Annotated in this window: 34 protein-coding genes; 14 read left to right on the forward strand and 20 right to left on the reverse strand. The window is 71.6% G+C overall.

All coding sequences use genetic code 11. The features are described from left to right. Positions 1–21: 21 nt before the first annotated feature. From ABD366_RS08325 to ABD366_RS08385, 13 genes are all read right to left on the reverse strand, one after another. Positions 22–1,854: an ABC transporter ATP-binding protein gene (locus ABD366_RS08325; protein ID WP_324770470.1), complete on the reverse strand. Its 1,833-nt coding sequence runs from the start codon at positions 1,852–1,854 to the stop codon at positions 22–24. Next, on the reverse strand, positions 1,851–3,542 hold the full coding sequence (locus ABD366_RS08330; protein WP_344441392.1) for an ABC transporter ATP-binding protein: 1,692 nt from the start codon (positions 3,540–3,542) through the stop codon (positions 1,851–1,853). The genes ABD366_RS08325 and ABD366_RS08330 overlap by 4 nt, the downstream gene beginning before the upstream one ends. Positions 3,543–3,701: 159 nt before the next feature. Beyond that, positions 3,702–4,739 (reverse strand): YihY/virulence factor BrkB family protein, encoded by a 1,038-nt coding sequence (locus ABD366_RS08335; protein ID WP_324768919.1) that lies wholly within the window; start codon positions 4,737–4,739, stop codon positions 3,702–3,704. A gap of 215 nt (positions 4,740–4,954) precedes the next feature. Next, positions 4,955–5,236: a gas vesicle protein K gene (locus ABD366_RS08340; RefSeq protein ID WP_324768928.1), complete on the reverse strand. Its 282-nt coding sequence runs from the start codon at positions 5,234–5,236 to the stop codon at positions 4,955–4,957. A 95-nt stretch (positions 5,237–5,331) separates the two neighbouring features. After that, entirely contained in the window at positions 5,332–5,520 is a 189-nt protein-coding gene (locus ABD366_RS08345; protein WP_324768917.1) for a gas vesicle protein, read from the reverse strand. After that, entirely contained in the window at positions 5,517–6,356 is an 840-nt protein-coding gene (locus tag ABD366_RS08350) for a GvpL/GvpF family gas vesicle protein (protein WP_324768916.1), read from the reverse strand. Before ABD366_RS08350 ends, ABD366_RS08345 begins: the two co-directional genes overlap by 4 nt. Further along, entirely contained in the window at positions 6,349–6,741 is a 393-nt protein-coding gene (locus tag ABD366_RS08355) for a gas vesicle protein (protein ID WP_324768914.1), read from the reverse strand. Before ABD366_RS08355 ends, ABD366_RS08350 begins: the two co-directional genes overlap by 8 nt. Continuing rightward, the gene (locus ABD366_RS08360) at positions 6,741–7,916 is read right to left on the reverse strand and encodes an SRPBCC family protein (protein WP_324768913.1); all 1,176 of its coding nucleotides are present in this window, start codon (positions 7,914–7,916) and stop codon (positions 6,741–6,743) included. Before ABD366_RS08360 ends, ABD366_RS08355 begins: the two co-directional genes overlap by 1 nt. Next, positions 7,909–8,568, reverse strand: coding sequence for a DNA primase (locus tag ABD366_RS08365; protein ID WP_324768912.1), 660 nt, complete (start codon positions 8,566–8,568; stop codon positions 7,909–7,911). Before ABD366_RS08365 ends, ABD366_RS08360 begins: the two co-directional genes overlap by 8 nt. A 53-nt stretch (positions 8,569–8,621) precedes the next feature. Beyond that, positions 8,622–8,867, reverse strand: coding sequence for a gas vesicle protein GvpG (locus ABD366_RS08370; RefSeq protein ID WP_324768911.1), 246 nt, complete (start codon positions 8,865–8,867; stop codon positions 8,622–8,624). 7 nt (positions 8,868–8,874) lie between these two features. Beyond that, on the reverse strand, positions 8,875–9,618 hold the full coding sequence (locus tag ABD366_RS08375) for a GvpL/GvpF family gas vesicle protein (protein WP_324768909.1): 744 nt from the start codon (positions 9,616–9,618) through the stop codon (positions 8,875–8,877). Further along, positions 9,615–10,040: a gas vesicle structural protein GvpA gene (locus ABD366_RS08380; RefSeq protein WP_324768908.1), complete on the reverse strand. Its 426-nt coding sequence runs from the start codon at positions 10,038–10,040 to the stop codon at positions 9,615–9,617. Before ABD366_RS08380 ends, ABD366_RS08375 begins: the two co-directional genes overlap by 4 nt. A 117-nt stretch (positions 10,041–10,157) precedes the next feature. Then, positions 10,158–10,535, reverse strand: a complete 378-nt coding sequence (locus ABD366_RS08385; RefSeq protein WP_324768906.1) for a gas vesicle protein GvpO — start codon at positions 10,533–10,535, stop codon at positions 10,158–10,160. Between the two features lie 297 nt (positions 10,536–10,832). On the opposite strand from ABD366_RS08385, the gene ABD366_RS08390 reads away from it, so the two are divergent. Both ABD366_RS08390 and ABD366_RS08395 read left to right on the forward strand, forming a co-directional pair. Next, the gene (locus tag ABD366_RS08390) at positions 10,833–11,645 is read left to right on the forward strand and encodes a restriction endonuclease (RefSeq protein WP_411293699.1); all 813 of its coding nucleotides are present in this window, start codon (positions 10,833–10,835) and stop codon (positions 11,643–11,645) included. A 76-nt stretch (positions 11,646–11,721) separates the two neighbouring features. Then, on the forward strand, positions 11,722–12,774 hold the full coding sequence (locus ABD366_RS08395; RefSeq protein ID WP_324768905.1) for a YihY/virulence factor BrkB family protein: 1,053 nt from the start codon (positions 11,722–11,724) through the stop codon (positions 12,772–12,774). A 43-nt stretch (positions 12,775–12,817) separates the two neighbouring features. Here the strand turns inward: ABD366_RS08395 and ABD366_RS08400 are convergent, their stop codons facing one another. Beyond that, the gene (locus ABD366_RS08400; protein WP_324768904.1) at positions 12,818–12,997 is read right to left on the reverse strand and encodes a hypothetical protein; all 180 of its coding nucleotides are present in this window, start codon (positions 12,995–12,997) and stop codon (positions 12,818–12,820) included. A 183-nt stretch (positions 12,998–13,180) separates the two neighbouring features. Between ABD366_RS08400 and ABD366_RS08405 the strand changes: the two genes are divergently transcribed. Further along, positions 13,181–13,381, forward strand: coding sequence for a hypothetical protein (locus tag ABD366_RS08405; RefSeq protein ID WP_324768903.1), 201 nt, complete (start codon positions 13,181–13,183; stop codon positions 13,379–13,381). A 99-nt stretch (positions 13,382–13,480) separates the two neighbouring features. Further along, positions 13,481–13,714 carry a DUF5133 domain-containing protein gene (locus ABD366_RS08410; RefSeq protein WP_324768902.1) on the forward strand — a complete coding sequence of 78 codons (234 nt, stop codon included), beginning with the start codon at positions 13,481–13,483 and terminating at the stop codon, positions 13,712–13,714. Between the two features lie 14 nt (positions 13,715–13,728). On the opposite strand, the gene ABD366_RS08415 is transcribed toward ABD366_RS08410, so the two are convergent. Then, positions 13,729–14,136, reverse strand: a complete 408-nt coding sequence (locus ABD366_RS08415; protein WP_324768901.1) for an ATP-binding protein — start codon at positions 14,134–14,136, stop codon at positions 13,729–13,731. Between the two features lie 229 nt (positions 14,137–14,365). Here ABD366_RS08415 and ABD366_RS08420 point away from each other — a divergent pair, with 229 nt between their 5' ends. Continuing rightward, the gene (locus tag ABD366_RS08420) at positions 14,366–14,776 is read left to right on the forward strand and encodes an STAS domain-containing protein (RefSeq protein ID WP_324768899.1); all 411 of its coding nucleotides are present in this window, start codon (positions 14,366–14,368) and stop codon (positions 14,774–14,776) included. Positions 14,777–14,814: 38 nt separating this feature from the next. Continuing rightward, positions 14,815–16,773: an acyl-CoA dehydrogenase family protein gene (locus ABD366_RS08425; RefSeq protein ID WP_324768898.1), complete on the forward strand. Its 1,959-nt coding sequence runs from the start codon at positions 14,815–14,817 to the stop codon at positions 16,771–16,773. A gap of 35 nt (positions 16,774–16,808) precedes the next feature. On the opposite strand, the gene ABD366_RS08430 is transcribed toward ABD366_RS08425, so the two are convergent. The 5 genes from ABD366_RS08430 to ABD366_RS08450 form a co-directional block, all read right to left on the reverse strand. Beyond that, entirely contained in the window at positions 16,809–17,213 is a 405-nt protein-coding gene (locus tag ABD366_RS08430) for a VOC family protein (protein WP_324768897.1), read from the reverse strand. A gap of 13 nt (positions 17,214–17,226) precedes the next feature. After that, positions 17,227–18,147 carry a Rieske (2Fe-2S) protein gene (locus ABD366_RS08435; RefSeq protein ID WP_324768896.1) on the reverse strand — a complete coding sequence of 307 codons (921 nt, stop codon included), beginning with the start codon at positions 18,145–18,147 and terminating at the stop codon, positions 17,227–17,229. Positions 18,148–18,346: 199 nt separating this feature from the next. Beyond that, entirely contained in the window at positions 18,347–18,901 is a 555-nt protein-coding gene (locus ABD366_RS08440) for a Dps family protein (protein WP_324768895.1), read from the reverse strand. 150 nt (positions 18,902–19,051) lie between these two features. Continuing rightward, on the reverse strand, positions 19,052–19,921 hold the full coding sequence (locus ABD366_RS08445; protein ID WP_324768894.1) for a SigB/SigF/SigG family RNA polymerase sigma factor: 870 nt from the start codon (positions 19,919–19,921) through the stop codon (positions 19,052–19,054). An 88-nt stretch (positions 19,922–20,009) separates the two neighbouring features. Beyond that, positions 20,010–20,138, reverse strand: a complete 129-nt coding sequence (locus ABD366_RS08450; protein WP_324768893.1) for an LPFR motif small protein — start codon at positions 20,136–20,138, stop codon at positions 20,010–20,012. A 337-nt stretch (positions 20,139–20,475) separates the two neighbouring features. On the opposite strand from ABD366_RS08450, the gene ABD366_RS08455 reads away from it, so the two are divergent. From ABD366_RS08455 to gvpO, 8 genes are all read left to right on the forward strand, one after another. Next, on the forward strand, positions 20,476–21,492 hold the full coding sequence (locus ABD366_RS08455; protein WP_324768892.1) for an SDR family NAD(P)-dependent oxidoreductase: 1,017 nt from the start codon (positions 20,476–20,478) through the stop codon (positions 21,490–21,492). 47 nt (positions 21,493–21,539) lie between these two features. After that, a complete protein-coding gene (locus ABD366_RS08460; RefSeq protein WP_324768891.1) occupies positions 21,540–21,731 on the forward strand; it encodes a hypothetical protein in 192 nt (63 codons plus the stop codon). A gap of 128 nt (positions 21,732–21,859) precedes the next feature. Then, complete coding sequence (locus ABD366_RS08465) at positions 21,860–22,120, forward strand: DUF5133 domain-containing protein (RefSeq protein ID WP_324768890.1); 261 nt, start codon at positions 21,860–21,862, stop codon at positions 22,118–22,120. Positions 22,121–22,216: 96 nt separating this feature from the next. Then, positions 22,217–23,329: an acyl-CoA dehydrogenase family protein gene (locus tag ABD366_RS08470; RefSeq protein WP_324768888.1), complete on the forward strand. Its 1,113-nt coding sequence runs from the start codon at positions 22,217–22,219 to the stop codon at positions 23,327–23,329. Continuing rightward, positions 23,326–24,111: a PIG-L deacetylase family protein gene (locus tag ABD366_RS08475; protein WP_324768887.1), complete on the forward strand. Its 786-nt coding sequence runs from the start codon at positions 23,326–23,328 to the stop codon at positions 24,109–24,111. The genes ABD366_RS08470 and ABD366_RS08475 overlap by 4 nt, the downstream gene beginning before the upstream one ends. Then, positions 24,108–24,725: a class I SAM-dependent methyltransferase gene (locus ABD366_RS08480; protein ID WP_324768885.1), complete on the forward strand. Its 618-nt coding sequence runs from the start codon at positions 24,108–24,110 to the stop codon at positions 24,723–24,725. The genes ABD366_RS08475 and ABD366_RS08480 overlap by 4 nt, the downstream gene beginning before the upstream one ends. Then, positions 24,722–25,441, forward strand: coding sequence for a glycosyltransferase family 2 protein (locus tag ABD366_RS08485; protein WP_324768884.1), 720 nt, complete (start codon positions 24,722–24,724; stop codon positions 25,439–25,441). The genes ABD366_RS08480 and ABD366_RS08485 overlap by 4 nt, the downstream gene beginning before the upstream one ends. A gap of 125 nt (positions 25,442–25,566) precedes the next feature. After that, a complete protein-coding gene (gene gvpO / locus ABD366_RS08490; RefSeq protein WP_324768883.1) occupies positions 25,567–25,896 on the forward strand; it encodes a gas vesicle protein GvpO in 330 nt (109 codons plus the stop codon). Positions 25,897–25,975 lie beyond the last annotated feature (79 nt).

A 25,975-nucleotide genomic window follows, 5' to 3' on the forward strand; every position in this document is an offset into this window, starting at 1 on the left:
CGAGCGGGTCGAGTTGAGGGGTCAGGGGTGGGGGCCGGGGCGGCTGCCGGACCAGGCTCCCCAGAGAGTCGCGTACGGGCCGCCGGCGTCGCGGAGTTCGTCGTGGCTGCCGCTCTCGACGATCCGGCCCGCCTCCAGCACGATGATCCGGTCAGCGGCGGCGGCCTGCGTGAGCCGGTGGGCGACGATCAGGGCGGTGCGTCCGGCGAGGGCCGCTTCGGCCGAGCGCTCCAGTTCCCTGGCGCCGGCGCTGCCCGCCTCGGCGGTCGCCTCGTCGAGCACGGCGACCTCGGGGTCGGCGAGGACCAGGCGGGCGAGGGCGAGTTGCTGGGCGCGGGCGGGGTCCAGCCGGTGGCCGCCCTGGCCGACGACGGTGGCGAGACCGTCGGGAAGCGCTTCGGCCCACTCCAGCGCGTGCACCGTGGCCAGTGCGGTGCGCAGCTCGGCGTCGGTGGCGTCGGGGCGGACGAGGCGCAGGTCGTCCGCCAGCGAACCGGTGAACACATGGACTTCCTGGGTGACCAGGGCGACGGACGCCGTGCCCTCTCCCCCGGCGACGACTGTGCCCCGCGTGGGCTGTTGCACGCCCGCGACGAGGCGGGCCAGGGTGGACTTGCCGGCGCCGCTGCTGCCGACCAGCGCGACGTGCTCGCCCTTGTCCAGCGTGAACGACACCTGGTGCAGGACGGGGGCGCCGGACCCGTAGGCGTGGCTCACGGCGTCGACGGTGACCGCGGTGCCGGCGCTCGCGGTGTCCTGCCGCGGTGCGGGGGCGCTCTCGAGCCCCGGGGCGCCGTCCTCGCGCAGGTCGGTGACCCCGATCAGGCGCGCGAGACCGGCCGCCGCGGACTGCGCGTCGTCCAGCAGCACCAGCGCCGCGTTGACCGGTCCGAAGAGGCTGTGGAAGTAGAGGGCCGCGGCCGTCGCCGTACCCACCGAGACGGCTTCGTCGTCGACCAGGAAGTATCCGGTGACCAGGACGGCGGCCAGGCCGATGTACTCGGCGATGTGCAGTCGCTGGTAGAAGCCGAGCACGAGGTTGACGCTGCGCATGGTGAGTCCGACGGCCGCGCGGGACCGTCCGGCGTTGCGTTCCGTGTGCTCCGGCTCGAGCCGGTGGCCCCGCACGGTGGCCGCGCCGCCGATGGTCTCCAGAAGCTGTTGCTGCTGGGCTCCGTTGGCGATGCGCTGATCGGCGTAGAGCGTGACGGCACGGCCCACGTACCAGCGTGCGGTGAGCAGTTGTACGGGCACGGCGAGGAGCGCCGCGAGCAGGAACCGGATGTCGAGGAGGGCCAGCGCGCCGAGGGTGAGGACGATGGTGAGGACGGAGCGGGTCATCTCGGGCAGGGCCGAGCGGACCGCTTCGGCGACGCGGGCGACGTCGCCGGTGATGCGGGCGGTGAGGTCGCCGGAGCCCGCGCGTTCCAGCCGGTCGGCGGGCAGTTGCAGGGCCCGCTCGACGAACCGCTCGCGCAGCCGGGCCAGTATGGTCTCGCCGAAGCGGGCGACCTGGGTCAGGCCGAGGGCCGTGGTGCCGCCCTGGGCCACCGCGACGAGGGCCAGGAGGACGACCGGCAGGGTGAGGGCGGAGGCGGGCCGGCCGTCGGCGACGATGTCGACGACGCGGCCCAGCAGCGGCTGGACGAGGAGTCCGATCGCGGTGGCGGCGGCCAGCACGCCGAGGCCGAGCAGGGCCCGGGCCCGATCCGGCCGGACGAGCTCGCGCAGGGCGGCGCGGGTCCGGGCGGCGGTGGCGACGGGCAGCAGTTCCCTGCCGTCGTCCGGTGCGCCCAGGGCGCTCTCGGTCTCCTCGGAAGCGGGGTGGTCCGGTATCGCGGAGATCGTGGTCATGACAGCACCGCCGCACGGTAGAGGGGATGGGCGCCGACGAGGTTCTCGTGGCGGTCCTGCGCGACGACGGTGCCGCCGTCGATGAGGACGACGCGGTCGGTGGCGGCGAGGAGCGCCGGGCTGCTCGTCACGAGGACCGTGGTGCGCCCGGCGCGGACGCGGCGGATGCCGGCGGCGATCCGGGCCTCGGTGGCGGCGTCCACCGCGGTCGTCGGATCGTGCACGACCAGGACGCGGCGGTCGGCGGCCAACGCACGGGCCAGGGCGACGCGTTGACGCTGGCCGCCGGAGAGCGAGCTGCCGCGCTCGCCGACCCCGGCGTGCACCCCGGCCGGGAACACGGCGGCGACCTGGTCGACGGCCGCCGCGTCCATGGCGGCCCGCGGATCGCAGTCGGCGGGCGCGGCCGCGGTCACGTTGTCGAGGAGGGTGCCGTCGAAGAGCTGGGCGTCGTGTTCGGCCACCAGGAGCGCGGAGCGCAGCGCGTCGGGGGCGAGTTCGGTGACCGGGGTGCCGTCCAGGGTGATGCTGCCGCGCTGCGGGTCGCACTGCCGGGCGAGGCAGCGCAGCAGGGTCGTCGCGTCCGCGGGGTCGGTGACGACGATGCCGAGGTGTTCTCCGGGCCGCACGGTCAGGTCGACGGCGGTGAGCCCCGCGTGGCCGAGCCCGGCCAGGCGCAGTTCACCCGGCGCGGGTCCGTCGAGCGGGGCGGTGCCGCCACCGGTCTCGCCGGGTGCGGCCAGCACGTCGGCGATGCGGGCGGCCGAGGCGCGGCCCTTGGCGAACTCGGCGCCCACCCATGCCAGTACGCCGATCGGCCCCGGCAGGAAAAGAGCGAGACCGACCGCGGAGACGAGGGCGCCCAGACCGATGGAGCCGTTCAGGACGAGGCGGCCGCCGACGAGCGCGACCAGCGCGATGAAGCCTCCGGTCAGCGCCAGCATCAGGCCGCTCTGCAGGGCCTCCGCGCGGGCGGCGCGCAGGTTGGCCGTCAGGGAGGCCTGGCTGGTCCTGCGGTAGCGGTCGACGGCGGCACGTTCGGAGCGCAGCCCCTTGAGTACACGGACCCCGGCCACCAGGTCGGCGGCGACGGCGGAGGCGTGGGCCGCGCGTTCCTGTTCCGCTTCGCTGCGGTGTTCGAGCGGGCGTGCCAGGACGTGGCCGAGCACCATCAGGACCGGCGCTCCGACCAGGACGAGCAGGCCGAGCGGGAGGGAGGCCCGGAGCAGGAGTACGGCTCCTGCCACCACGCCGACGACGGCCGCCACCCCGACGGTGACGGCCATGTTGAGCGCGCCCACTCTGCGGGCGTCCTCGGTGGCGACGTTCACCAGGGCGCCGGGCGGCCGGCCTGCCTCGGCGCCGCCGTGCGGGGCCAGTACGCGCTCGACGATGTCCAGGCGCAGGCGGTGCGCGGCGTGTTCGGCGGCGCGCTCGCCCGCATGGGAGCCCGCCCGGAAACCGACCGAGAGCATGACGTAGACGACGATGAGCACTCCGAGCCAGGCCGCGAGCGCCCCCGCGTCGGGCCGGGCCACGGCCCGGTCGACGACAAGGCCGATGAGCACCGGCACGAGCGCCTCGCCGGTCTGGTGCGCCGAGCTGAGCACCGAGCCCACGACGACGTCCCTGCGCTGTCCGGCAACGGCTCGGCGTATGACGCCGCGCCCGGATCTCTCGCCCCCCACGGACCTGCTCCTCAAATAGCCCAGGTCGGAAGGACGATTTCCGGCCTCCCCCAAATAGAAGGCAAGGCTAACCTTATTTTCATCGAATGGGCAGCGTCATCCCCAGTCGCCGAGGAGCCCGCGCCGACTCGTCGGCGCGGGCTGCCACTGCGCCGCTCGTCAGGTCTCGTCCATCCGGCGCTTGTCCTGCTCGTCCCAGGCGCGGGTGTCCCGGGGCTCGGCGTACGGCTCGGCGTCGGGCGGATGACCGCCGGCGATGGCCCGCTGGCGGACGGTCTCCGCGTCGAACTCCAGGCCGAGCAGGATGGCCAGATTGGTGACCCACAGCCACACCAGGAAGACGATCACCCCGGCCATCGTCCCGTAGGTCTTGTTGTACGAGGCGAAGTTGGCGACGTAGAAGGCGAACGCCGCGGAGGCGACCATCCAGACCACCAGTGCGAGCAGGCTGCCCGGGGTGATCCACCTGAAGCCCCTGACCTTGGCGTTCGGGGTCGCCCAGTAGAGGATCGCGATCATGATGGTGACCAGGATGACCAGGACCGGCCACTTGGCGATCGACCAGACGGTCAGCGCGCTGTCGCCGATGCCCAGCATGTCGCCCGCCTGACGGGCCAGGCCGCCGGTGAAGACCACGATCATGGCGCTGGCCACCGCCAGGATCATCAGGACCACGGTCACGCCGACGCGTACCGGGAGGACCTTCCAGATGGGACGGCCCTCGGGCATGTCGTAGACGGCGTTGGCGGTGCGGATGAAGGCGGCCACGTAGCCGGAGGCCGACCAGACCGCCAGCAGCAGGCCGATGATGGCGACCAGCGAGCCCGTGCCGCCGGTGTCCTGCAACTGCTCCACGGCCTGCGTGATGATCTCTCGGGCCGAGCCGGGCGCCAGCTGCTGGAGATTGTCCAGCACCTTGTCGGAGGTGGACTTTCCCGTGATGCCGAGGAGGGACACCAGCACCAGTATCGCCGGGAACAGCGACAGCACTCCGTAGTAGGTCAGTGCGGCCGCGCGGTCGGTGAGTTCGTCGTCCTGGAACTCCCGAAGACTGCCTTTGAGCACCGCCTTCCATGACTTCTTCGGCAGATGGGTGGGGCTTTCCGGGGCCCGCCGTTCGACCTGCTCGTCCGGGCCGAAGCGGTCGGCGTCGCTCTGCTCATGATGCTCGTCACCGAGCTCTGTTCGCTTGCCCATGGGCAGCGGGTAACCAGCCTGCCCGCGAACAAGCCCGCTGTTCGGGTGAATACGTCCCCTCTACGCACCGGCCCCCGCGAGCGTGGAGGCGCAGGGTTCCCACTGCGTGCCCGCGGGGGCCGATGAGCAGCCACTACCCACCGATCCGTCCGATACGCCCCTAAGGTACGCCGCACCCCGGGCCCCTCGGCCGGCCGCGGGGGCCGCGAGCGGTCTCAGCGCGGCAGCAGCGGGCCCAGCGGGCCGAGGTCGATGTTGAGATCCTCGGGCGCGAGGTCGTACCGCTCGCGCAGTTCCGCCATCCGGTCCTCGAGCAGCATCAGCGTGAGGCCGATGCGGTCCTCCTGCTCCTCCGACAGGTCACCCGTGTCGAAGCGGCGCAAGGCCTGACGCTCCATCAGCTGCCGCAGCAGTTCGACGATGGTCAGGACCAGTTTCATCAAGTCCCGTTCCACCGTGTCGGGTTCGATCTGGATACGGCCCCGCCCCTTCTCCACCTGGGGGGCGGGGGCGTGTCCGCCACAGGCAGAGCACGTGCCCTGCCCGGTGTGCTCGGGTTCCGCACCGGTGGGGTGCGCGTCGTCGTGCGGGGTCACAGCATGTCCTCGAACGGTGAGGGGACGTTCTCGTTCACGGAACTGATCAGGGCGTTCAGGTCGATACGGACCAGGTCGACGTCCGCGATCCGCAGCGTGACGTCGCCCGCGAGGACCACTCCCCCGGCGAGCAGCCGGTCCAGGAGGTCCACGAGGGCCACCTCACGCCGTTCGATGACGGTCATGACGCGTCACCTGCCGACGGCAGCGCCTCGTCGTCGCGTTCCTCGGGCGGCGCGGAGAAGGAGTAAGCGGCCCACGGCCCGGTCAGCTCCACGCGCAGTCCGGGCCCGCCGTCCTTGGTCGCGTCGACGAGCTCCACGAAGGCCTCGGACTCCGAACGGGGCACGAGGTAGGCGCCGTTGAGGACGTTGCGTCCCGAGCTCTTGGCCAGTTCCGGGTTCTGCGGCGGGTGGACGCGGGTCTCCACGCTGCGCTGCGCCAGCTGGTCGTGCAGGCGCTGCGCGAACGTCTCCGCCTGCCGCCAGACCTGGTCGCGCCCGTCGCGTTCGGCCCGGCGGCGGCGCAGGTAGTCACGGCCGGAACCGCTGCCGAGCGACTGCGCGGAGACGCGCTCCCGCTTCCCGGCGCCGGCTCCGGCGTCGTCCGCGGCCTGCGCCGGCTGCTCCTCCACGAAGACCTTCACGCCCCATTCGACGCGGTCCTCGATGCGGGCGAGGGAGGTGCGCAGCCGCTCCTGCTGCTCCTCCAGCATGGCGCGTACGCCGTCGTCGTCACGGAAGACGGTGGCGAGGCGCAGCGGCAGCGGGCTGGTGACCGAGGTGAGCGCGGCGATGACCGCTTGGTGGGCGCGCGCGGTGTCCGCGAGCCAGTCGAGGTTCTCCAGGTTCCGGCGCAGCGCGCTCTCGGAGAACTGGTCGGCCGGGACCTGGCTCACGACGGCCGTCAGACCCGCGTGCTCGATCCGGCGCGGGGCGCCGCCGCCGACGCCGGTCAGGTCCGCGGAGAGAGGGGCGTCGAGGGCGCCGCAGACCGCGTACACGTACCGCAGCTCAGTCACGGCGCGCTCCCTTCCCCCGGGCTTCCTTCCCCTGGGTTTCCTTCTCCGGGGCCTCGTCGAGCGCCCCGGCCGCGCCGCCGCCCTCCAGAGCGGCGAGGCGTTCTCTCAACTCGGCGTTCTCCCGGGCGAGTTCCTTGCGCCGGGCGCCGGAGGACAGGGCCGGGTCGTCCTCCCACCAGTCGATGCCCATCTCCTTGGCCTTGTCGATCGAGGCGACGATCAGGCGCAATTTGATGGTGAGCAGCTCTATGTCGAGCAGGTTGATGCGGATGTCACCCGCGATCACGATGCCCTTGTCGAGAACACGCTCCAGGATGTCGGCCAGGTTCGCCCCCGAACTCCCCCCGCCCAGGGGGGAGTCGGGGAACCTGCTTGCGGTACTCATCAGCGACTCCGGGCGTGTGCGTGCTCGCGCCGCTCGGGCTCGTCGGCGGGGGCGTCCTCGTCGGCGTACTCCTCGTCCGGCTCCTCGTCGGCGTACTCGACGTCGTCGTCCTCGTCGGCGTACTCGACGTCCTCGGGCTCGTCGGCGTCGTCCTCGACGGGCTCGTCCGCGGGCTCGTCCTCGTCGAGGTACTCCGCGTCCTCGTCCTCCTCCGCGTCCTCCGGCTCGGCGGCCTCCTCGTCCTCGTACGCGTCGTCCGCGTCGTCCGCGTCGTCGGAGGCTTCGTCGCTCTGGTCCTGCTGGTCCTGCGAGCGCTCGTCCTCCTCCTCGGCGACCGCGTCGTCGTGCGTGCGGACGACCTCGCCGTCGCGGATCTCCCCGCGCCAGCCGTCACTCGCCTCGCCCTTGAGGGAGATGAAGCGCGCGAAGTGCTTCAGGTCCAGGCGGGCGCGCCGGCCCTGGGCACGCCAGATGTTGCCGGTCTTCTCGAAGAGACCCTTCGGGTAGTACTCGATGACCAGCAGGACCCGGGTGAGGTTCGGTCCCAGCTCGTGGAAGGTGACGACGCCCTTCGTGGTGCCCTTGGCCCCTTCGGAGCTCCAGCTGATGCGCTGGTCCGGCACCTGTTCCGTGGTGTGCGCCTTCCAGCTGCGGCTGGACCAGAAGATCTTCATCTGCCAGTCGGAGGTGACGTCGTCCGCGCGGTTCGCGTTCTTCACGCCGCGCGCGAAGGTGGAGAACTCCTGGTACTGGGTCCACTGGTCGTAGGCGGTGCGGACGTCCACGCCGACATCGATGCTCTCCAGGATGACCGTCGGCTTCTGCCCGGCGCCGGACTTGGACTTGCCCTTGCCGCCCTTGTTGAACAGCCCCTTCACCCCGCCGACCAGGTTGTCCTTGAGGTGACCCGCGCCGGTCTCGACGGCCGAGCGTACTGGGCCCTTTCCGTCGGCGAGCTTGCGGCCGCCTTCCAGGGCGAGTTTCCCGAAGCCGGGGCTGTTGCCGTCGGCTATGTCGTTGAGCCGGGTCGTGGCCTGGCCCAGTTTGCGGCCGACGCCGGTCAGCAGGCTGGTCGCCTGTGCGGCGAGGTACTCCTGCGCCTCGGTCTTCAGCCGGTCGGCCGCCTGGCTCTGGGCCAGGTCCTTGAGCGGGTTCGCCTTCGACGACTCAGCCATTGTCCTGTCCCCCCTTCGTGCTGCTGCGCGGGGCCCGCCGGGCGGTGCCCGCGGTCTTCTTGGCCCCGGTGGCGGAGGCCTTCTTGGCTCCGGAGGTCGTCTTCTTGGCGGTCGTCCCCCGGGCCCGCGCGCCCTGCTCCGCCTTACGGTGCCCCGCCGAGGCGGACTTCTTGGCCGGGGCACGCTTGCGGGGCGCCGGGCGGTCGTCGTCCCGGCCTTCGTCACGGCTCTCGCCGCGGTGGCCGTCACGGCTCTCGCCGCGACCCTCGTCACGGTCCTCGTCCCGCGCCGAGCCGCCCGCGTCCTTGTCGTCCTCGTCGTCGGCGCCGGGGGCCACCCCTTCGAGGCGGCCCCGCACACCGGCCGTGCTGCTGTGCAGCCTGCTGGCCAGACCCTCCATCTGCCGTTCGAGGATCGCGCCGGTGGCAGCCTTGCCCACGCCACGGAAGTCGTCGCGCAACTGCCCCCCGAGCTCCTGGAACTGCGGGTTCTTGTCCAGCTGGGTGCGGACCATGTCCAGGACGGCCTTCGGGCTCAGCTGCAACTTCTTGCCGGCGACCATGGTGCCGACGGCGAAGGCCAGCTTCATCTTCTTGGTACGTCCCAGGACGTACCCCGCTCCTACCGCGAGGCCGACTGCTGTTCGGTTCATGGTGTCGTCCGTTCCTGCACGTATCGCTGCACGCGCCTAGAGATGTTCCGGCGTCACGCGCCTGTCTGTCTGTTCCGACTGGCCTCGAGCCGGTCGAGGAGCTCGTCCTCCAGGCGGTCGAAGGTCTCCTCGTCGATCTCGCCCGCCTCCAACTGCTTTTCCAGGGCCGCCAGTTGGGCCTGAATGGCCGAGGGGTCGTAGTACTGGTTCTCCGCTTCCGCGACCACCTGGTCGAGGACCCACATGGAGCCCCGCACGGGAGCCAGCGGCAGCAGCAGCACCTCGCTCAGCAACCCCATGGGGACCTCATCCCGTGATGGAGGCCGTCGGGGCCGCCTCCACGAAGCTGTAGGGCGGCAGCGGTCCGTTGACCCGGAACACGAGGTGGGGGGCCGCCTGCCGGAGCTCCTCGATCGCGCCGAGCAGCCCCTCGGAAGAGGTCCGGTCCACGAGGAAGGAGAGGTTGCTGATCCAGCCGGTGCTGCCGGGGCCCTCGCTGATGTCGTCGGCGTGCGGCTGCAGTGCCGTACGGACCGTCTCGGCGTCCTGCGCCTCGCGCGTCTGCACGGCCTTCGCGACGGCCTCGCCCAGTTGCAGCTTGTCCTCGTGGCTGCCGCCGCCGGCGTCGCGGTTGCGCACCGCCAGGGCGCGCACGTCGTCGTTGTCCGCCATGACGGTCCGCAGCACGGCCTCTTCGTCGTGCTGGACCTTGACGTTGTACTCCACGCGGTCGCGCAGCGCGGCCAGGCGTTCCTGATAGTGCGTCACGCGCTCTTCGAGGGCCGCCGCGACCGCCGCGTCGTCCTCCGCGACACTGCCGAAGCGCATGGGCAGGACGGTGCCACCGCCGCCGGCCTCGGAGAGCACGTTCTGGTGGGCGAGCAGATCGCGCCGCTTGGGGCGCAGGTTCTCGGGGGCGTCGCTGACGAGTGCGGCGAGGCCGCCGCCCTTGACGACGCGCACGGTCAGCGCCGGGCTGCCGATGCCTTCCATGCCGTCGGGCAGGCTCGGGTGATCGGCATCCGCGATGCCGTAGACGTAGGTGCTCACTCCTGCTCCTCCTTGCGGCGGCTCGACGAGGTGCGGCGCTGACGCGGCCGGGACTCGCTCTGGCTCTCTTCACGGGCCTGCGAGAACGCGTCGGAGATGGTCTCCGCCGCGCCGGAGAGCGCGCCCTTGGTCTTGCCGTGGGCGCCCGACTCCATGGTGTCGCCGATGATGTCCGTCAGGCCCGAGGGCTTCTTGCTGCCGGTCTCCAGGTCGAGCCGGTTGCACGCCTCCGCGAAGCGCAGGTACGTGTCGACACTGGCGACCACGACGCGGATGTCGATCTTCAGGATCTCGATGCCGACCAGCGAGACGCGGACGAACGCGTCGATCACCAGTCCGCGGTCGAGGACCAGCTCCAGGACGTCGTAGAGACCACTGGTCCCGCCGCCTCCGCCGCTCTGCTGGGTAGTTGCGACTGTCATGTGCAGTTCCTCCCTGTCGTTCGCCTTTCGGGGAGCCGTTCGCCGGGCGCCCGCCGTGGCGGCGCACCTCCGCCGGGCGCGGCCCGCTCGTTCGGGGGCCGGTCGGCGACGGCCGGTTCAGCGACGGTCGTCGGAGCGTCCGCGCTCGTACCGCCTGAGCCGCCGGTAGCCGGTGAGGATCCCCTCGTCGTCCAGGGCGACCTCGTAGCTGGCGAGCAGGCTCATCGTGTCGGGGACCCGGGACAGTTCCAGGACCTCCACCTCGAGCAGCCAGCCGTCCTCGGTGGCACGGAACGAGGAGACGGAATCGACCGATTTGCCGGTCAGTTCCATCAACTGCTCACGCGCCTCGCGGAGCGCCTCGGTCGGCCGGAGGCTCTTGGCGCGCCGCGGACTCTCGGCCGCCGCGCGCTTCCTCGTACCGCTCCCCTTCTTGGCGGGTTCCCTCGATGTGTCGTCGGACTCTTTGTCTGGTGGATTAGATGTGTTGGTCATAGCGATCTCCTCCCCGCGTGCCCGTGAATCCCTGGCCAAACCTTCACAGTTCTCTCGATTTTCTGGACTTGCGCCGGGCGGGGCCCGCTTCCCCCGGCCTCGGCCAACGAGTGCCCCGCTGATGCCGTGTTACGACACGCAGCCGGGACGCCGCCCCGCCCGCTACTGAGTGACGGCACGTCAACTGCCGTTGCGCCAGGGGATGATGCGACACCGGCCCAGATTTGTCGATCATGGAATGCGCTGTTCGGGGCACTCGTCCGTCAGCCAGATTCGTGACGACGCGCAGGAGACCCAGTGCCGATACGGAACACCAGGAGCACCGCGGGCCGACACCACTCCGTGGACCGGCTGTCGGGGCCGCTCGTCGCCCTCGGCCTGATCGGCGCCCTGCTCTGCGCCGTCGTCCTGCTCTTCATACGCTTCGCCGACTGGGCCGGAGCGCACCCGGTCGCCGCCGTGCTCCTCGCCCTGCTCGCCGTACCCGTGCTCTACGTCCTGTTCCGCGCCATGCCCCGCACCCGCGAGCTGCGCCGCGCCGCCCGTGCGGGGATGGCGCAGGCCGACCGTGAACTGGCCGACGCGGCACGGGCCACCGACCTCGCCGTACCGTCCGCGGCCGCCGTCCAGGACCGGGACACCGTGCGCCTCGTCCCGGCCTCCGCCGCGGTGCACGACGGCTTCACCACCGAACTGCCCGATCCCGAGCCCGACTTCACGGACCTCGACCCCGACGGCTTCGAGGCGGCGGTGGCCGCACTGTGCGAACGGGACGGCTGCACGGACGTCGAGGTCGTCGGCGGCGCGGGCGATCTCGGCGCCGATGTCCTCGCGACGGCGCCCGACGGCCGGCGCGTCGTCGTGCAGTGCAAGCAGTACGGGCCCACGAACAAGGTCGGCTCCCAGGATCTCCAGCGCTTCGGCGGCACCTGCTGGACGGTGCACGGAGCCCAGCTCGCGGTCGTGGTGACCACCGGTGAGTTCACCGCGCCGGCCGAGGAGTACGCCGCGGCGTGCGGCATCCGCTGTATCGACGGCAGCGCGCTCACGGCCTGGGCCGAGGGTTCGGGCCCGGCGCCCTGGAGCGCCCTGCTGACGGACCGCGGCTGAGCGCCTGTCCGGCTCCCTTCCCGCACCGCTCGTGACGTGCAGGTCTGAATCCTCGTACGGCGGACATGCGGAAGGCATGCCAGAACAGCGGAGCAACCTCGAACAGCGTGACGACGAAGCGCCGGACACGGACAAGACCGCGGCCTTCGGCCCGTCCCCCGAGGTGGAGGAGGCCGCGCCCGACAGTCCGGCCGGTCTGTCCGGGCACGCGTGGGGCCAGGTACTGAAGGGCAGCTTCCGCGAGTTCCAGAAGGAGGAACTGGTGGACAGGGCCGCCGCCCTGACGTACTACGCCGTCCTCTCGCTGTTCCCCGCCCTGCTGGTCCTGGTGGCCCTGCTCGGCGTGGTCGGCGAGTCCGCCACCCAGAAGGTGCTGGACAGCGTGGAGACGCTGGCGCCCGGCGCGGCGCGGGACATCCTCACCCAGGCCGTCGGGCAGTTGCAGGGCCGCTCGGGCACCGGCTCGGTCATGGCCGTGGTCGGCCTGGTGCTGGCCGTTTGGTCGGCCTCGGGCTATGTAGGAGCGTTCATCAGGACGGCGAACCAGATCTACCACGTGCCCGAAGGGCGGCCGCTGTGGAAGGTCGTGCCGCTGCGTCTCGGGATCACCCTGGCCCTGATGCTGCTGGCCGCCCTGAGCGCGCTCATCGTCGTCTTCACGGGCGGCGTCGCGCGGCGCGTCGGCTCCGTGTTCGGGGTGGGTGACACCGCGCTCACCGTGTGGTCCCTGGCCAAGTGGCCGCTGCTCGCGGTCCTGTTGGTCCTGATGATCGCCCTGCTGTACTGGGCCGCGCCCAATGTGAAGGGACGCGGCTGGCTCTGGGTCACACCCGGCGGCTGCCTCGCCCTGGTCGTCTGGCTCGTGGCCTCGGCCGGTTTCACGCTGTACGCGGCCGGGTTCGCGTCCTACAACAAGACGTACGGCGCCATGGCGGGCGTCATCGTCTTCCTCGTCTGGCTGTGGCTGAGCAGTCTGGCGATCCTGCTCGGGCTCGAGTTCGACGCCGAGATCGCGCGTCAGCGCGCGATCAGCGGCGGCCATCCGACACAGGAAGAACTGTTCGTCGAGCCGCGGGACACCAGCGCCTGGGACGAACAGGACATACAGCAGGTGCGGCAGAATTCCTGACCGTCTGGCCGGCGGCGGGCCGCGCGCCCGCCGCCGTCAGCCGTCAGCGTCGGCGCGACGTTCTGGACCGGGACCAGCCGCCGGCCCCCGCCAGCTGCAGGGCCAGGGCGGTGAGGCCGAGGAGCATGACGTTCACCGACGAGAAGACGTCGTTCGTCGCGATGTCGGCGGCGTTGATCAGGAAGGCGATGAAGAAAAGTACGGCGGCGGCGATGGCGAACATGGCAACTCCCGTTCGTGGTGGGTGTGTTGCCCGCCCGTATGCCCCGTCGACGCGCCACCACCCGCACGTGTTGCGTCCCGCCGCACGAGTGGGCTTCCTCACTGGCATCGGCAGCCGTATCCGGGGCAACCGTGAGAAGCCGTACCGGACGGCGCACGACCAGCCGATGAGCGAGGACCGCAGATGACAGCCCGCAGCCACCGTCACAGCATCGCCGGCCGACCCGCGCGAGCGCGTCGACTGCTCGACGCCGAGGCCTTCGAGACCTTCGCGGCCTCCGACGGTGAACTCGAGGCCGCCTGCTGTTCCGTGTGGTTCGTCTCGCGCAGCGCGGAACACGAGGCCAGGTGCGCGGCGGGGCCCTTCCGTGGCAGCGCGGCCTGAGCAAACACCTCTGCCCGAATGCGGGCAGGCATGTCCGGACGGAATCAGGGCAGTTGATGTTCCGTCGATCTCCCAGGACAACAGAACAGGAATCGTCTCGTGCGGAACGCCGATCCGATGTACATCCGGACCCTTCTGAGCCGCTACGCCGATGTGCAGCTGCGCTTCTCGGAGCGTCCGACCCAGGAACTGCAGTGGCAGCTCGACGATGTCACCTACACGTTGTGCGCCACCACCGGCACCCGGACCGTACGTGACGCCCTGATGGCAGCCGATCATGTCCTGGAGCGCGCCGCCGCACTCCGCTCCGGCGACGAGTCACCGGCTGCCTGACCCCCCGCCCGGGTTCACGCCGGGCTCGGGTGGACGGGCAGATCCAGTACGGCGGTGATCGTCTTGCCGTGGGGTCCGACCTCGACGGCCACGTGCGAGCTGAGCCGCTGGATCACCATCCAGCCGAACCCGCCCGGCACGCTCGGCCTGGAGGGGGCGCGGTGAGGCACTTCCACACTGCGGTCGCTCACCCGCATCCAGAGACAGTCGCCTTGAAGCCCGGCGTCGAACCCGGTCGTCCCGCCCGCGTGGCGGATCGCGTTCGCCGTCAGCTCGGTGGCCACCAGCAGCGCGTCGTCGTGCAGACGCCGCGCCTGTTCCAGGGGGAGACCGCAGCACACTTCCATGAGGGTCCAGCTGACTTCAGCCCGGGCCTGCGCGCAGGTCGTGCGCTCCGAAGCAGGTGTTTCGGGAACACTCATCAAGACGTGATCCTCTCTCTGTACACGTGCAAACACTGCACTTCGTCGTCGCTTTCATTTCGCTTTCCCAGCGCTGCTATCCGCACACCCGCGCCGGCGGGTGGTTCGCCAGAGTTGCGTTCACACCCGTGAAAACCAGCCCGGACCTGGTGTTTTCCCGGGGATTCGGGAGTCGAAGAACACAGCCGTCCCGTTCCGGAGGGGGCCGGGCATATGACAGGGTCGGGGCATGGCCAGTAACAGCGAGAACATCGAACTCACCCAGCAGGAGCGGGTGGCGGTCGTCATGTTGCGCCATGACATCGACCTCGAGGACGGGGATGAGGTCACCGCCGTCTTCCAGCGCGCGCTGACCGACATCGACACCGTCGCCACCCTGCTGGATCTGGGCGAACTCGACTTCGCCGACAGCACCCTGCTCAACCTGATCCTGCGGGCCAAGGCCGAGCACGACCAGGTGCGGCGGCCCTTCGTCCTGGCCGTGACCGAGGGCGGTGCCGTCCGGCGGCTGTTCGACATCACCGGCGTCACCGACGTCCTGGCCCTGGTCGGCACCCGTACGGAGGCGCTGCGGCGCATCGACACGATCCTCGACGGCGACCCGGATTCACCCGCTCAGCCGACCGGGCCCGGCTCCTGACACTGCTTGATCGTCCTACGGACGGGTAACAGAGCGGCATGTCCACCGAAATCGCCCCGCCCCCGAGCGGATACGTGCAGCCCGTCGTCGACGTCCCGGCTCTCACCGGGCTGCTCGACGGCGAGTACGCCGCCGTCCGCGACCTGGTCCGCACGAACCTGACGACGTACGCCTCCGTCCTCGACGACGCCGAGGAACTGGGCCTGGACGAGTACCGCGAACGCGTCCGGACGCTCGTCGTCGAGATGGCGGCGACGGGCCAGACCGGCATGGGCTTCCCCGAGGAGTACGGCGGCGGCGGGTCCGTCGGCGCCTCGATCGCCGCGTTCGAGACTCTTGCCTTCGGCGATCTGTCGGTACTGGTCAAGGTCGGCGTGCAGTTCGGGCTGTTCGGCGGCGCGATCCTGCAACTGGGGACCCGGCGCCACCACGACGCCTATCTCCCGGATCTGATCACCGGGAAGCTGATGGGCTGCTTCGCGATGACCGAGACCGGACACGGCTCCAACGTCCAGGCGCTCGGCACGGTGGCCACGTACGACGCGGACAGCCGGGAATTCGTCCTCACCACCGGCGACGACCAGGCACGCAAGGACTACATCGGCAATGCCGCGCGCCACGCGGAGCTGGCGGTCGTCTTCGCCCAGCTGGAGGTGGGCGGCACCTCGCACGGTGTGCACGCCTTCGTCGTGCCCGTCCGGATCGACGGTGAGGTCGCGCCGGGCGTCCGTATCGAGGACGACGGCCGCAAGATGGGCCTCAACGGCGTGGACAACGGCCGGATCTGGTTCGACGGCGTCCGGGTGCCGCGCGAGGCCCTGCTCGACAAGTTCGCCGACGTCACCCCCGAGGGCGTCTACGAGAGCGCCATCGAGAACCCCGACCGCCGCTTCTTCACCATGCTCGGCACGCTCGTCCAGGGCCGCGTCAGTGTGGGCGGCGGCGCGATCAACGCGGCCAAGGTCGCGCTCGCCATCGCCACGAAGTACGCCGAGCGGCGCCGCCAGTTCAAGGCGGACTCCGACGCGCAGGAGCAGGTGCTCCTCGACTACGGCCTGCACCAGCGCCGGCTGCTGCCGCTCCTCGCCCGCACCTACGCGCTGCACTTCGCCCAGGACGTCGTCCGCACGCAACTGCACGAGGTCTTCTCCGGCATCAAGGACGACGAACAGAGCAGGCGGGAGCTGGAGTCGCGGGCCGCGGGCACCAAGGCGCTCGGCACCTGGCACGCCACACGGGTGATCCAGGAGTGCCGCGAGGCGTGCGGCGGCGCCGGCTATCTCGCCGTCAACCGGTTCGCCGCGCTCAAGGCCGACAGCGACATCTTCACGACGTTCGAGGGCGACAACCACGTGCTGCTCCAGCTCGTGGCCAAGGGCCTGCTCACCGGCTACGCGAGCGAGTTCGGGGACATGGACCAGCTCGACATGGTCCGCTTCGTCACCGGCCTGGCCGTCGAGACGGTCATCGAGAAGACGTCCGCCCACAAACTCCTCGAACGGGTACGGGACCTGCTGCCCGGCGGTGACGAGTGGGACCAGGAGGCGGGGCTGCTCGACTCGGAGTACCACCTCGCCATGCTCCGCTTCCGGGAGGAGCACATGCTCGCCGGGGCGGCGCGTCGGCTCAAGCGCGGCATGGACGGCAAGGCCAGTCCCGGCGCGGTCTTCTCGCAGGTGCAGGACCATGTCATCGCGGTGGCCGACGCCCATGTGGAGCGGCTGGTCCTGGAGGCGTTCGTGGACAAGGTGCGCGCGCTGCCCGACGGGGACAACAAGGTGGCGCTCGGCCTGCTGTGCGACCTCTTCGCGCTGACCACGATCGAGTCGGACCGGGCCTGGTTCATGGAGCACGGCAGGTTGTCCGCCCAGCGTTCCAAGGCGATCAGCCGTGAGGTGAACGACCTCTGCCGCAAGGTCCGGCCGCTCGCCGCCGACCTCGTCGACGCCTGGGGCATCCCGCCCGAGATGCTGCGCGCGCCGGACCTCGTGGGCTGACGCCGGGCGTCACCGGCCGGTCCCGCCCTGGTGCTTCAGGGCCCCTCCGATCCGTCGGAAGGGCCGTCGCCGAGGTAGTGCGCCCGGCCCTCCTCGTCGAGCCCGACCGAGCCTTCGGGGATGACACAGAACTCGTTGCCCTCGGGGTCCGCCATCACCAGGAACCCGCCGTCGGCGTACTCCTCGAGCCTGCGCCCGCCCAGCTCCTCGATACGAGCCTGCTCGGCGGCGGGCTCGGGCGCGCTGATGTCGAGGTGCAGGCGGTTCTTGCCCGCCCTGGGCGCGTCGCTGCGCTGGAAACCCATCCCGAGGCCGTCCTCGCGCCGCAGCCACACATAGGGCCCGGTGCGGTCCACGACCGGCCGGCCGAGCACCTCGGCCCAGAAGGCGGCGAGCCGCTCGGGGTCGGCGGCATCGACAATGAGGCAGTTGACCCGCATACGTGTCCTCCGCTCAGCCCGCTCCGGGCAGACACACGGCAAGGATGCCGTCCGGTTCGATCCGCGTCTCGAAGCACGGCTGCGGCGCGGTCGCGGGCCCCCGCACCACCGAGCCGTCGGAGAGACGGAACACGCTGCCGTGCCAGGGGCACGTCACGCAGCCGTCGTCGACATCGCCTTCCGACAGCGGGCCCGCGAGATGGCTGCACCGGTCGGCCAGCACGTCGACCGTGCCGTCCTCGCCGCGCACCGCCACGACGGGTACCTCGCCGAGCATCCAGCGCACCGCCTTCCCGGGAGTCAGCTCGGCGACCGGGCCGAGCCGGTGCCAGCCGGGATCGATCAGATGCGGAACAGGCTCCGTCTTGTTGGCCCCCGCCGCCTGCCGGTAGGCGAGGTGGCCGCCGATGAAGCCGCCGACGCTCGCGCTGGCCAGACCGCCGAGCCCGAGCGCCCGGCCGAGCAGGGGGCGGCGCCCGCGCACGACGAACGACGCGCCGTACAGCGACACTGCGGCGACATTGGCGCCGGCGTGCACCAGGCCGGTGCGCATCTGCTGCTCGTGCTGCTCGGCCCAGTCCGCCCAGCCGGCCAGCGCGGCGGGCAGTGCCGCCAGCGTGCCGAGGCCGACGAGGAGGCGGGCCGGCCTGCGCGCGCCCGGCACGAGATCCAGGACGGCGGACGACAGCCAGGCGCCCATCGGCACCTGCACCATGACCGGATGCAGCGGGTGGCCGAGCTGACGGCCGTGGAGCACATCGCGCAGGGAACCGAGCGGCAGCGCCCGTACGGCCTTCTGTACGGGCGTCGCGACGCGGTCGAGGGCTTCGGCGTTCTCCACCCGCTCGAGCGCGTCGAGGCAGGAACGCAGCAGACGGGGTACGAGGACGCTCACGCGTGCGGTCGGCGGCCGAGCGCCGGGGGCAGTGGTCATGGCTGGCGATTCTCCTGGTCTTCGCGGAACAAACCCGGCATCGCGACAACAGGGGCGGACGGTTTCCCCGCAACAGCCCATGCGTCCCGCGGGACGCGAAAGGGGCGCGACCGGCAATCGGTCGCGCCCCTTTCGCATCGGCTCTGCTCTCCGCCCGCGCACCTGCGCGCAGGTGCGGGCGGTTCGGCCGCGCGCGGCATCACGCCTTCTTCGCGGCCTCCGCCTCCGTGGTGGCATCAGCGGTGGTGAGCGTGCCGCCCGCCGTCTCCAGGTGTGCGCGGACGAACCACTGGAACTGCTCCAGGTCCCGCAGCTGCCCGATCAAGAGGTCCTCGGTGGCCGGGTCGATCTCGCCGACCGTCTTGATCGAGGCGCGCAGGTCCTCGACGATGCCCGTGTACACGAGGTCGAGGGCGCCGAGGTGGGCGATGGCGTCGGCTCGGCCGACGCTGTAGTCCTCCCACTTGCGGGCCGCGACCAGAGCGCCGGGGGTGCCCTGCGCGACGCCGCCCAGGGCGGCGAGGCGTTCGGCGACGTCGTCGGCCATGTCACGGACGCTGTCGACCTGCGGGTCGATCATCTCGTGCACCGCGATGAAGTGCGGGCCGACCACGTTCCAGTGGACGTGCTTCAGCGTCAGGTGGAGGTCGTTGTAGGAGTGCAGACGCTCCTGCAGCTCCGCGATGACCGTGGCGGCGTCCTTCACCGTGATGCCGGGGACGGTGTAGCGGGGGGTGGTGGCCTTGGAAGTCAACGTACATCCTCCTGTCTCGTACCGCTTTGCGTTGTTATCGGTACTTCGCTCCGGTACCCCGTTTCGGCACCTGTACCCCACAACTTGAGAAAGTCCTCCGCCCCCGGTCCGTCAGGGACCGGGGGCGGCGGGCCGAGCCGGCGGGTGACCTCAGTCGGTCGTCAGCAGACCGGCGCGCAGCTTGCCCAGCACGCGCGTGATCAGCCGGGACACATGCATCTGCGAGTACCCCAGCTCGTCGGCGATCTGCTGCTGGGTGCGCTCCTCGACGAAGCGGAGGTGAATGATCTTGCGCTCACGGTCGTCGAGGTCCGCGATCAGCGGGGCGAGCGAGTGGAAGTTCTCGACGAGCTCGAAGCGGCCCTCGTCGAAACCGATGAAGTCGGCGAGGATGGTGTCGGCCTCGTCGTCCTTCCCGCTCACGGCGGCGTCCAGGGAGACGCTGTTGTACCCGTTGGACGCCATCTGCGCCTGGGCCACCTCGGACGGCTCCAGCTGCATCAGCTCGGCGAGCTCGGCCGTGGAAGGCGAACGGCCCAGGCGCGTACGCAGCTCCTCGGTGGCCCGGGAGAGTTCGAGGCGGGCTTCCTGGAGGCGGCGCGGGACGTGCACGGCCCAGGACGTGTCACGGAAGAACCGCTTGATCTCACCCGTGATGTAGGGGACGGCGAACGAGGTGAACTCGACCTCACGGGTCAGCTCGAACCGGTCGATCGCCTTGATCAGGCCGATCGTGCCGACCTGAATGATGTCCTCCATCTCCTGCTGGCCACGGTGCCGGAACCTCGATGCCGCGTACCGCACCAACGACAGGTTCATCTCGATCAGGCAGTTGCGCACGTAGCTGTACTCGTGCGTGCCCTCCTCCAGCTCGGTGAGCCGGTCGAAGAACCGCCTGCCGACCTCCCGCGCGTCCTTCGGCGCGAGCGATGCCGGGTCCGCATAGGCGCGCTCGATCAGATCCTGCTCGGCCCCTGCGGCCGGTGCCTGGGTCCGGTCCTGCGCCGTCACGGTGATCATGTGTCCGCCCCTTCTCGATTTTCATCTTGCCGGCCACTCTCGCGCGGCGTGGTGGTGGCGCCCTCTCCCCCTGAGGTGCCGGGGACTCTCAGTGGTTGCCGTGCGCACTGGCCGAGGCGCCGCCGAAGAGTCGTGCGACGGCCCGGAAGGGAAGCGTCACCACGGTGGCGATGGCGCCGCCGATCGCGCGCAGAACATCAGCAATGGCCTTGAACATGACGGGTCCTCTCTCTCAGTAAGAAGCCCGGTCCTCGAACGGGGGATCCGCTCGGGGCCGGACGGCCACAGCACTGGGTGTCCTCAGAGTGGTTTCTCAAACCCATGAGGCCCAGCTCATGACCGGGGACCCCGTCACCGCCGTCCTCGACGGGACGCCGGGCGCCGTCCGACGGCCCGACTTAAAGTGGCTGCAAGCCCTGGGCAGGGCCCGACCGACGCCGCTCGGCGACCACCGGATTGCGCGTGCGGCCGCAGGGTACTCAGCGGCTTCGGCGGTTCCCGGGACTCCCGAGATCGCACTTTCCCCTTCCCCTCGGAGACAGGGAGCGACCTTCATGCCGGCAACGCTGTCACCTCGCGCGCCCGGATCCCTGCACGGCCTCTCCGCCGTGGTCACCGGCGGCTCACGCGGCCTCGGCCTGCTCATCGCCGACCAGTTGGTGCGCCGCGGCTGCACCGTCACACTCGCGGCCCGGGACACGGCCGAACTGGAGCGCGCCGCCGAACTGCTGCAACAGCGGCATCCGGGAGCGCCCGTCCGCACCGCGGTGACCGACGTACGCGACAAGGAGGACGTCGCCGAGCTGCTGCGGCGGACTGCGGCCGCCTGCGGAGGCGTGGACGTGGTCGTCGCCAACGCCGGCATCATCCAGGTCGCACCGGCCGAGGCCGTCGGCGCGGCCGGCTTCGAGTCCGCGATGAGCACCATCTTCGACGGGGCGCTGCACACCGGTCTCGAAGCCCTCCCCTACCTGCGGGAGAGCCGGGCGGGCGGACGCCTTGCCCTCATCGGCTCGGTCGGAGGCCTGCTCGCCGTACCGCATCTGCTGCCGTACTCCTGCGCCAAGGCGGCGGTCGGTGCCCTCGCCGAGGGGCTGCACGTGGAGGCGGCGCGCGACGGCGTCTCGGTGACCGCCGTCCATCCCGGCCTCATGCGCACCGGCTCGCACCTGCACGCCGTGTTCGGCGGCGACCGGCGGCGCGAGTTCGCCTGGTTCTCCGCCCTCGCCGGCACCCCGCTGGTCTCGATGGACGCACAGCGCGCGGCCGACCGTATCGTCACCGCCGTCCAGCGCCGCCGGGTCCGGCTCGTGCTCACCCCGGCCGCCCGCGCCGCCGACAAGGCGCACGGACTCGCCCCGGTGCTCACCGCCCGGCTCAGCCATGTCGTGAACACGCTGCTGCCGTCGCCCGACGGAGAGCCCGAGCTGCGTCCGGGGATCGATGTGGAACCCGACCGCCCGCGCACGTTCGGGGAACGGCTGCGCTCCCTGGGCAGCGCCCTGAACGACCGGGCGGACCGCGCCTACAACGAACGTCACCACACCGCTCAGGAGCGGGCCCACCCCTGAGCCCGTACCAGATCCCGAGGCCCGTACGAGACTCCGGAGGAGCCACCATGACGCACGACCGCAACCGGCAGCACGACGACTCCCGCCCCGCACAGACCGCGGCGGACGAGGTCCTGGAGGAGTTCGAGGACGCCGAGACCGATCCGCTCCATGAGGAGAGGAAGGACCGGCATCGCGGGGAGAGCGGCGACGCCATCACGCCCAATGCCGTCGCCCAGCAGGACGCGGAGGGCGAATGAGCGGCCGCCGGCCGCTGTTCTCCCCTGTGGTTCACGCGCGCTCCGGGGTCCTTGGTGCGGACATGCATGAAATGTGCGCGACGGGACACTCGGGGAGCGAGTTGCTTGAGAAAAAGGAGCCTCTCGGAATGATCACTCCCCACCCGCAGATACTGCGCGCGCTGCTGTCCCGCTATGCGAAGGCGCGCGTCCAGCTGGTCGAGGACGACACAGCCGCCAACCGGCGCCTCTTGGAGGACGTCGCGTACACGCTGTGCGTCACCACCGGCACCCGCGAGATCAAGGACGCTCTCGCCACGGCGGAACGACTTCTGGCCGCCGAACCGTCGCCCACGGGGATCCGCCCCGCACCAGGACAGGAGCAGGCCGACCAGACGCTGGTCGCGTGAACCGGCCCGTTCCTCCGATGCACCACGGCGCGGCCCCACGGCCGCGCCGCCACCCCAGCCCCGGCGGACAGCACAGTGGCAAGGACATCTCCCCGTATGACGGACCGTATGTCGGCGCCCGGCGCACCACACGCGCCCGACGCCACGGACACACCTGGCACCTCTGACACACCTGGCACTTGCGCGACGCGGGCGACCGCGAGCGCCCCCGCCGCGCCGGTCCGCGACGGCATCGCGCCGGACGAGGCCCGCCGGGAGAGCGCCGCGCGGTTCGCCTCGGTCGTCGACCTCATCGACAGTGGACAGCTGGAGTTCCCGCTGCCCGGTTCCGGGCGTACGGCGGCCCGGCTGGCCGCCCTGCGGTCCGTCGCCGAGGAGGACCTGTGCGTCGCGCGCCTCGTCGAGGGGCACGTGGACGCGCTGGCCATCCTCGCCGAACTCGACGGGCCGGCCCCGATGCCCGGACAGCGCTGGGGAGTCTGGGCCGCCGAGCCCCCGAACGCCACGCTCGAAGCGACGCCGTCCGGCGACGGCTGGGTCCTGAGCGGCCTGAAGCCGTACTGCTCGGGCGCCCGCAGCTGTACCCACGCCCTGGTCACGGCACGGACGACGGAGGGCCGCCGGCTCTTCGCCGTCGCCGTCGACGCGGCGCGCTGCGTACCGGTCGAGGGCACCTGGCAGGCCCTGGGCATGGCGGGCAGCGACACACCCGACGTCCACTTCGACCGGGTGCCGGCCGTCGCCGTCGGGGACGTCGAGTCCTATGTGCAGCGGCCCGGTTTCCAGCACGGCGGCATCGGCGTCGCCGCCTGCTGGCTCGGCGGCGCGATCGCGGTCGCCCACGCCCTGCGGCGCGCCGCGGCCCAGCGCTCCGACCCGCACACGGACGCCCATCTCGGAGCGGTCGACGTACAACTGCACGCCGCGCGCGCGGTCCTCGACCAGGCAGCCGCGGAGATCGACGCCGATCCCGCCGACAGCAGCGGTCAGGCGGACGTACGCGGCCTGCGGGTACGGGCGTTCATCGAGTCCGTCTGCTCCGAGGTGCTGACCCGCGTCGGCCGCGCCACCGGAGCGGGCCCGCTCTGCCACGACCTGCGCCACGCCCGCGATGTGGCGGACCTGACCGTCTATGTGCGCCAGCACCACGGCGAGCGCGACCTCGCGCACCTCGGCGCCGTCCTCGCCCGCCCGCAGGAGTCCCGGTGACGCGCCCCGCGATACGCACCGACAGACCCGCGGAGACCGGTCCCGCGAACGCGATCCAGGCGCCCGGCACCGACGAGGCGCAGTGGCGGGACTGGAGCGGCTGGGACGCGATGCCGCCTGCGCTGCTGCCCGAGCGCGGCCGTGTCGTGGTGGTGGCCGCGCACCCCGACGACGAAGTGCTCGGCTTCGGCGGCGCGATGGCCGTGCTGGCAGCGCGCGGGGTGCGGCTGACGGTCGTCTCGATCACCGACGGCGAGGGGTCGCACCCCGACAGCCGGGTCGTGACACCCCCCGCCCTTGCACGTCTGCGCGCCCGCGAACTGCGGGCCGCCCTCACCGAACTCGGCGCCGGTCAGGCGGAGATCATCCGCCTGGGCGTACCGGACACCGGCGTGGCCGACCACGAGGAACAGCTCGTGGACGCGCTCACCCCCCTGGCCCGTGGCGCGGACCTGGTCGCCGCGCCGTGGACCGGCGACGTGCACAGCGACCACGAGGCGGCAGGCCGGGCGGCCCGCACGGCCGCGCTCCGTTCGGGCACGCCCCTTTCGCTGTATCCGGTCTGGATGTGGCACTGGGCTCGGCCGGACGATCCCCGGGTGCCGTGGCGGACGGCTCGGTGCGTCCAACTCCCGCCGCACGTCCAGGCGTTGAAGCAGGTGGCGATCGACCGGTTCACCACGCAGATCCATCCGCTGGGACCCGGCCCCGAGGACGCGGCGGTGCTGCCGCCCGAGGAGCTCGCCCACCATCTGCGCCCCACGGAGGTCCTGTTCCAGTGAGCACCCCGCCCTCGTACTTCGAGGACATGTACCGCGACGCGTCCGACCCCTGGCATCTGGCCGAGCGCTGGTACGAGCGGCGCAAGTACGACCTCACGCTCGCCGCCCTCCCCCGCCCCCGCTACCGCCGCGCCTTCGAACCGGCCTGCTCGGTGGGCGAACTCACCCTGCGCCTCGCCGGGCGCTGCGACACGGTCCTGGCCTGCGACCGGGTCCGCTCCGCGGTCGACACGGCGGCGCACAGGACCCGGGAGCTGGAGAACGTCGAGGTCCGCCGGCTCACCCTTCCGGAGCAATGGCCGGCGGGAACCTTCGACCTCATCGTGCTCTCCGAGCTGCTGTACTACTTCGACACCGCCGAGCTCACCGTCCTGCTGGAGCGTGCGGTCGACGCCCTGGAACCGGGCGGCACCCTCGTGAGCGTGCACTGGAACCATCCGGTCGCCGAGCACCTGCGCACCGGCGACGAACTCGCCGGCATCCTCGCCTCACTCCCCGGACTGGCTCCGGAATGCGAGCACCGCGAGGCGGACTTCGTCCTGCAGACGTTCGGCCGCCGCCTCGACGACGGCACGGCGCCGCCCTCCCCCGCGGCCGCGGAAGGCCTGGTGTGAGACCCCGCTCTCTCGCCGTCCTCGTCCCGGCCCACAATGAGGAGGACCTGCTCCCGGGCGCGCTGGACGCGATCCGGGCCGCCGCGCGGCATCCCGCTCTGCGGCGGGTCCGGGTGCTCACGGTGGTCGCCGCGGACGACTGCTCGGACGGTACGGTCGCGGCGGCCGCGCAGGCCGGTGCCGACGTCGTCCGGGTGACCTGTCGCAACGTGGGCCTTGCCCGGGCCGCGGCGGCCGACCGAGCCCTGGAGCTCCTGGACGGCCCCGAGGGCGTCTGGCTCGCCTCGACCGACGCCGACAGCACCGTGCCGCCGCACTGGCTCGCGTTCCAGCACGCGCGCGCCGTCGAGGGCTGGGACGCGGTCGTCGGCACCGTCTCCGTCGCCGAGTGGCCCCAGCACGTGCCCGGCCTGGCGGCCCGTCACCAGTCGCACTACGTCGCCTCCCGCCCGGCGCACGGCCCCTGGCACCACCCTCACGTCCACGGCGCGAACCTGGGCGTCTGCGCCGACGCCTATCTGGCCGTCGGCGGCTTTCCCGCCCTGCCCGTGAGCGAGGACCACGGTCTCGTCGCCGCGCTCGGTGCCCGGGGGCACCGCATCCTGCGCACGGCCGACTGCCCGGTCACCACCTCGGGCCGCCTGGCCCCCCGGGCCCACGGCGGATTCGGCGACCACCTCGCCGGTCTAGCCCTGGAGGAGAGCCCCGCGAGCTAGCCCATTTCGGAGCGGCTCCGCTCCGTCGGCGGCTCTCCCTACAGCACTCCCTTTAGCTCTCCCGACGTCCCTGCCGAGAGCTTTCCCAAGATGCGGTGCGCCCCGCAGTGACAAAACCTGTGGGCATGGCAGATCAACGTTCAGCACGGGCCGGTGGCTCCTCGACGGCGACCGCGACCCGGCGGAGAAACGCGCCCAAAAAGGGCCCCGTGTACGCCGCTCGCGCCGCCTGCCAGAGCCTCGAAGGCCTGATCGGCCACCGCACCGAGGGCGTTTCGGCCGTCCGGCGCGGTGACGACGACGGCTGGTGTGTCGTCGTGGACGTCCTCGAAGTGGCCCGCATCCCGGACACGACGAGCCTGCTCGCCTCCTACGAGGTGCTGCTCGACCGGGACGGCGAACTCCTGGAGTACCGCCGGCTCCGCCGCTACCGGCGGGGCGCCGCCGACGAGTGATCCGTCCGTACGACCACGCCGCACGAGATCGCCGTACGACCACGCCGTACGACCACGCCGTTCGCAACGGGAAGGACCC

This window comes from Streptomyces kunmingensis, from assembly GCF_039533535.1.
In the GTDB taxonomy this organism is placed as follows: domain Bacteria; phylum Actinomycetota; class Actinomycetes; order Streptomycetales; family Streptomycetaceae; genus Streptomyces; species Streptomyces kunmingensis.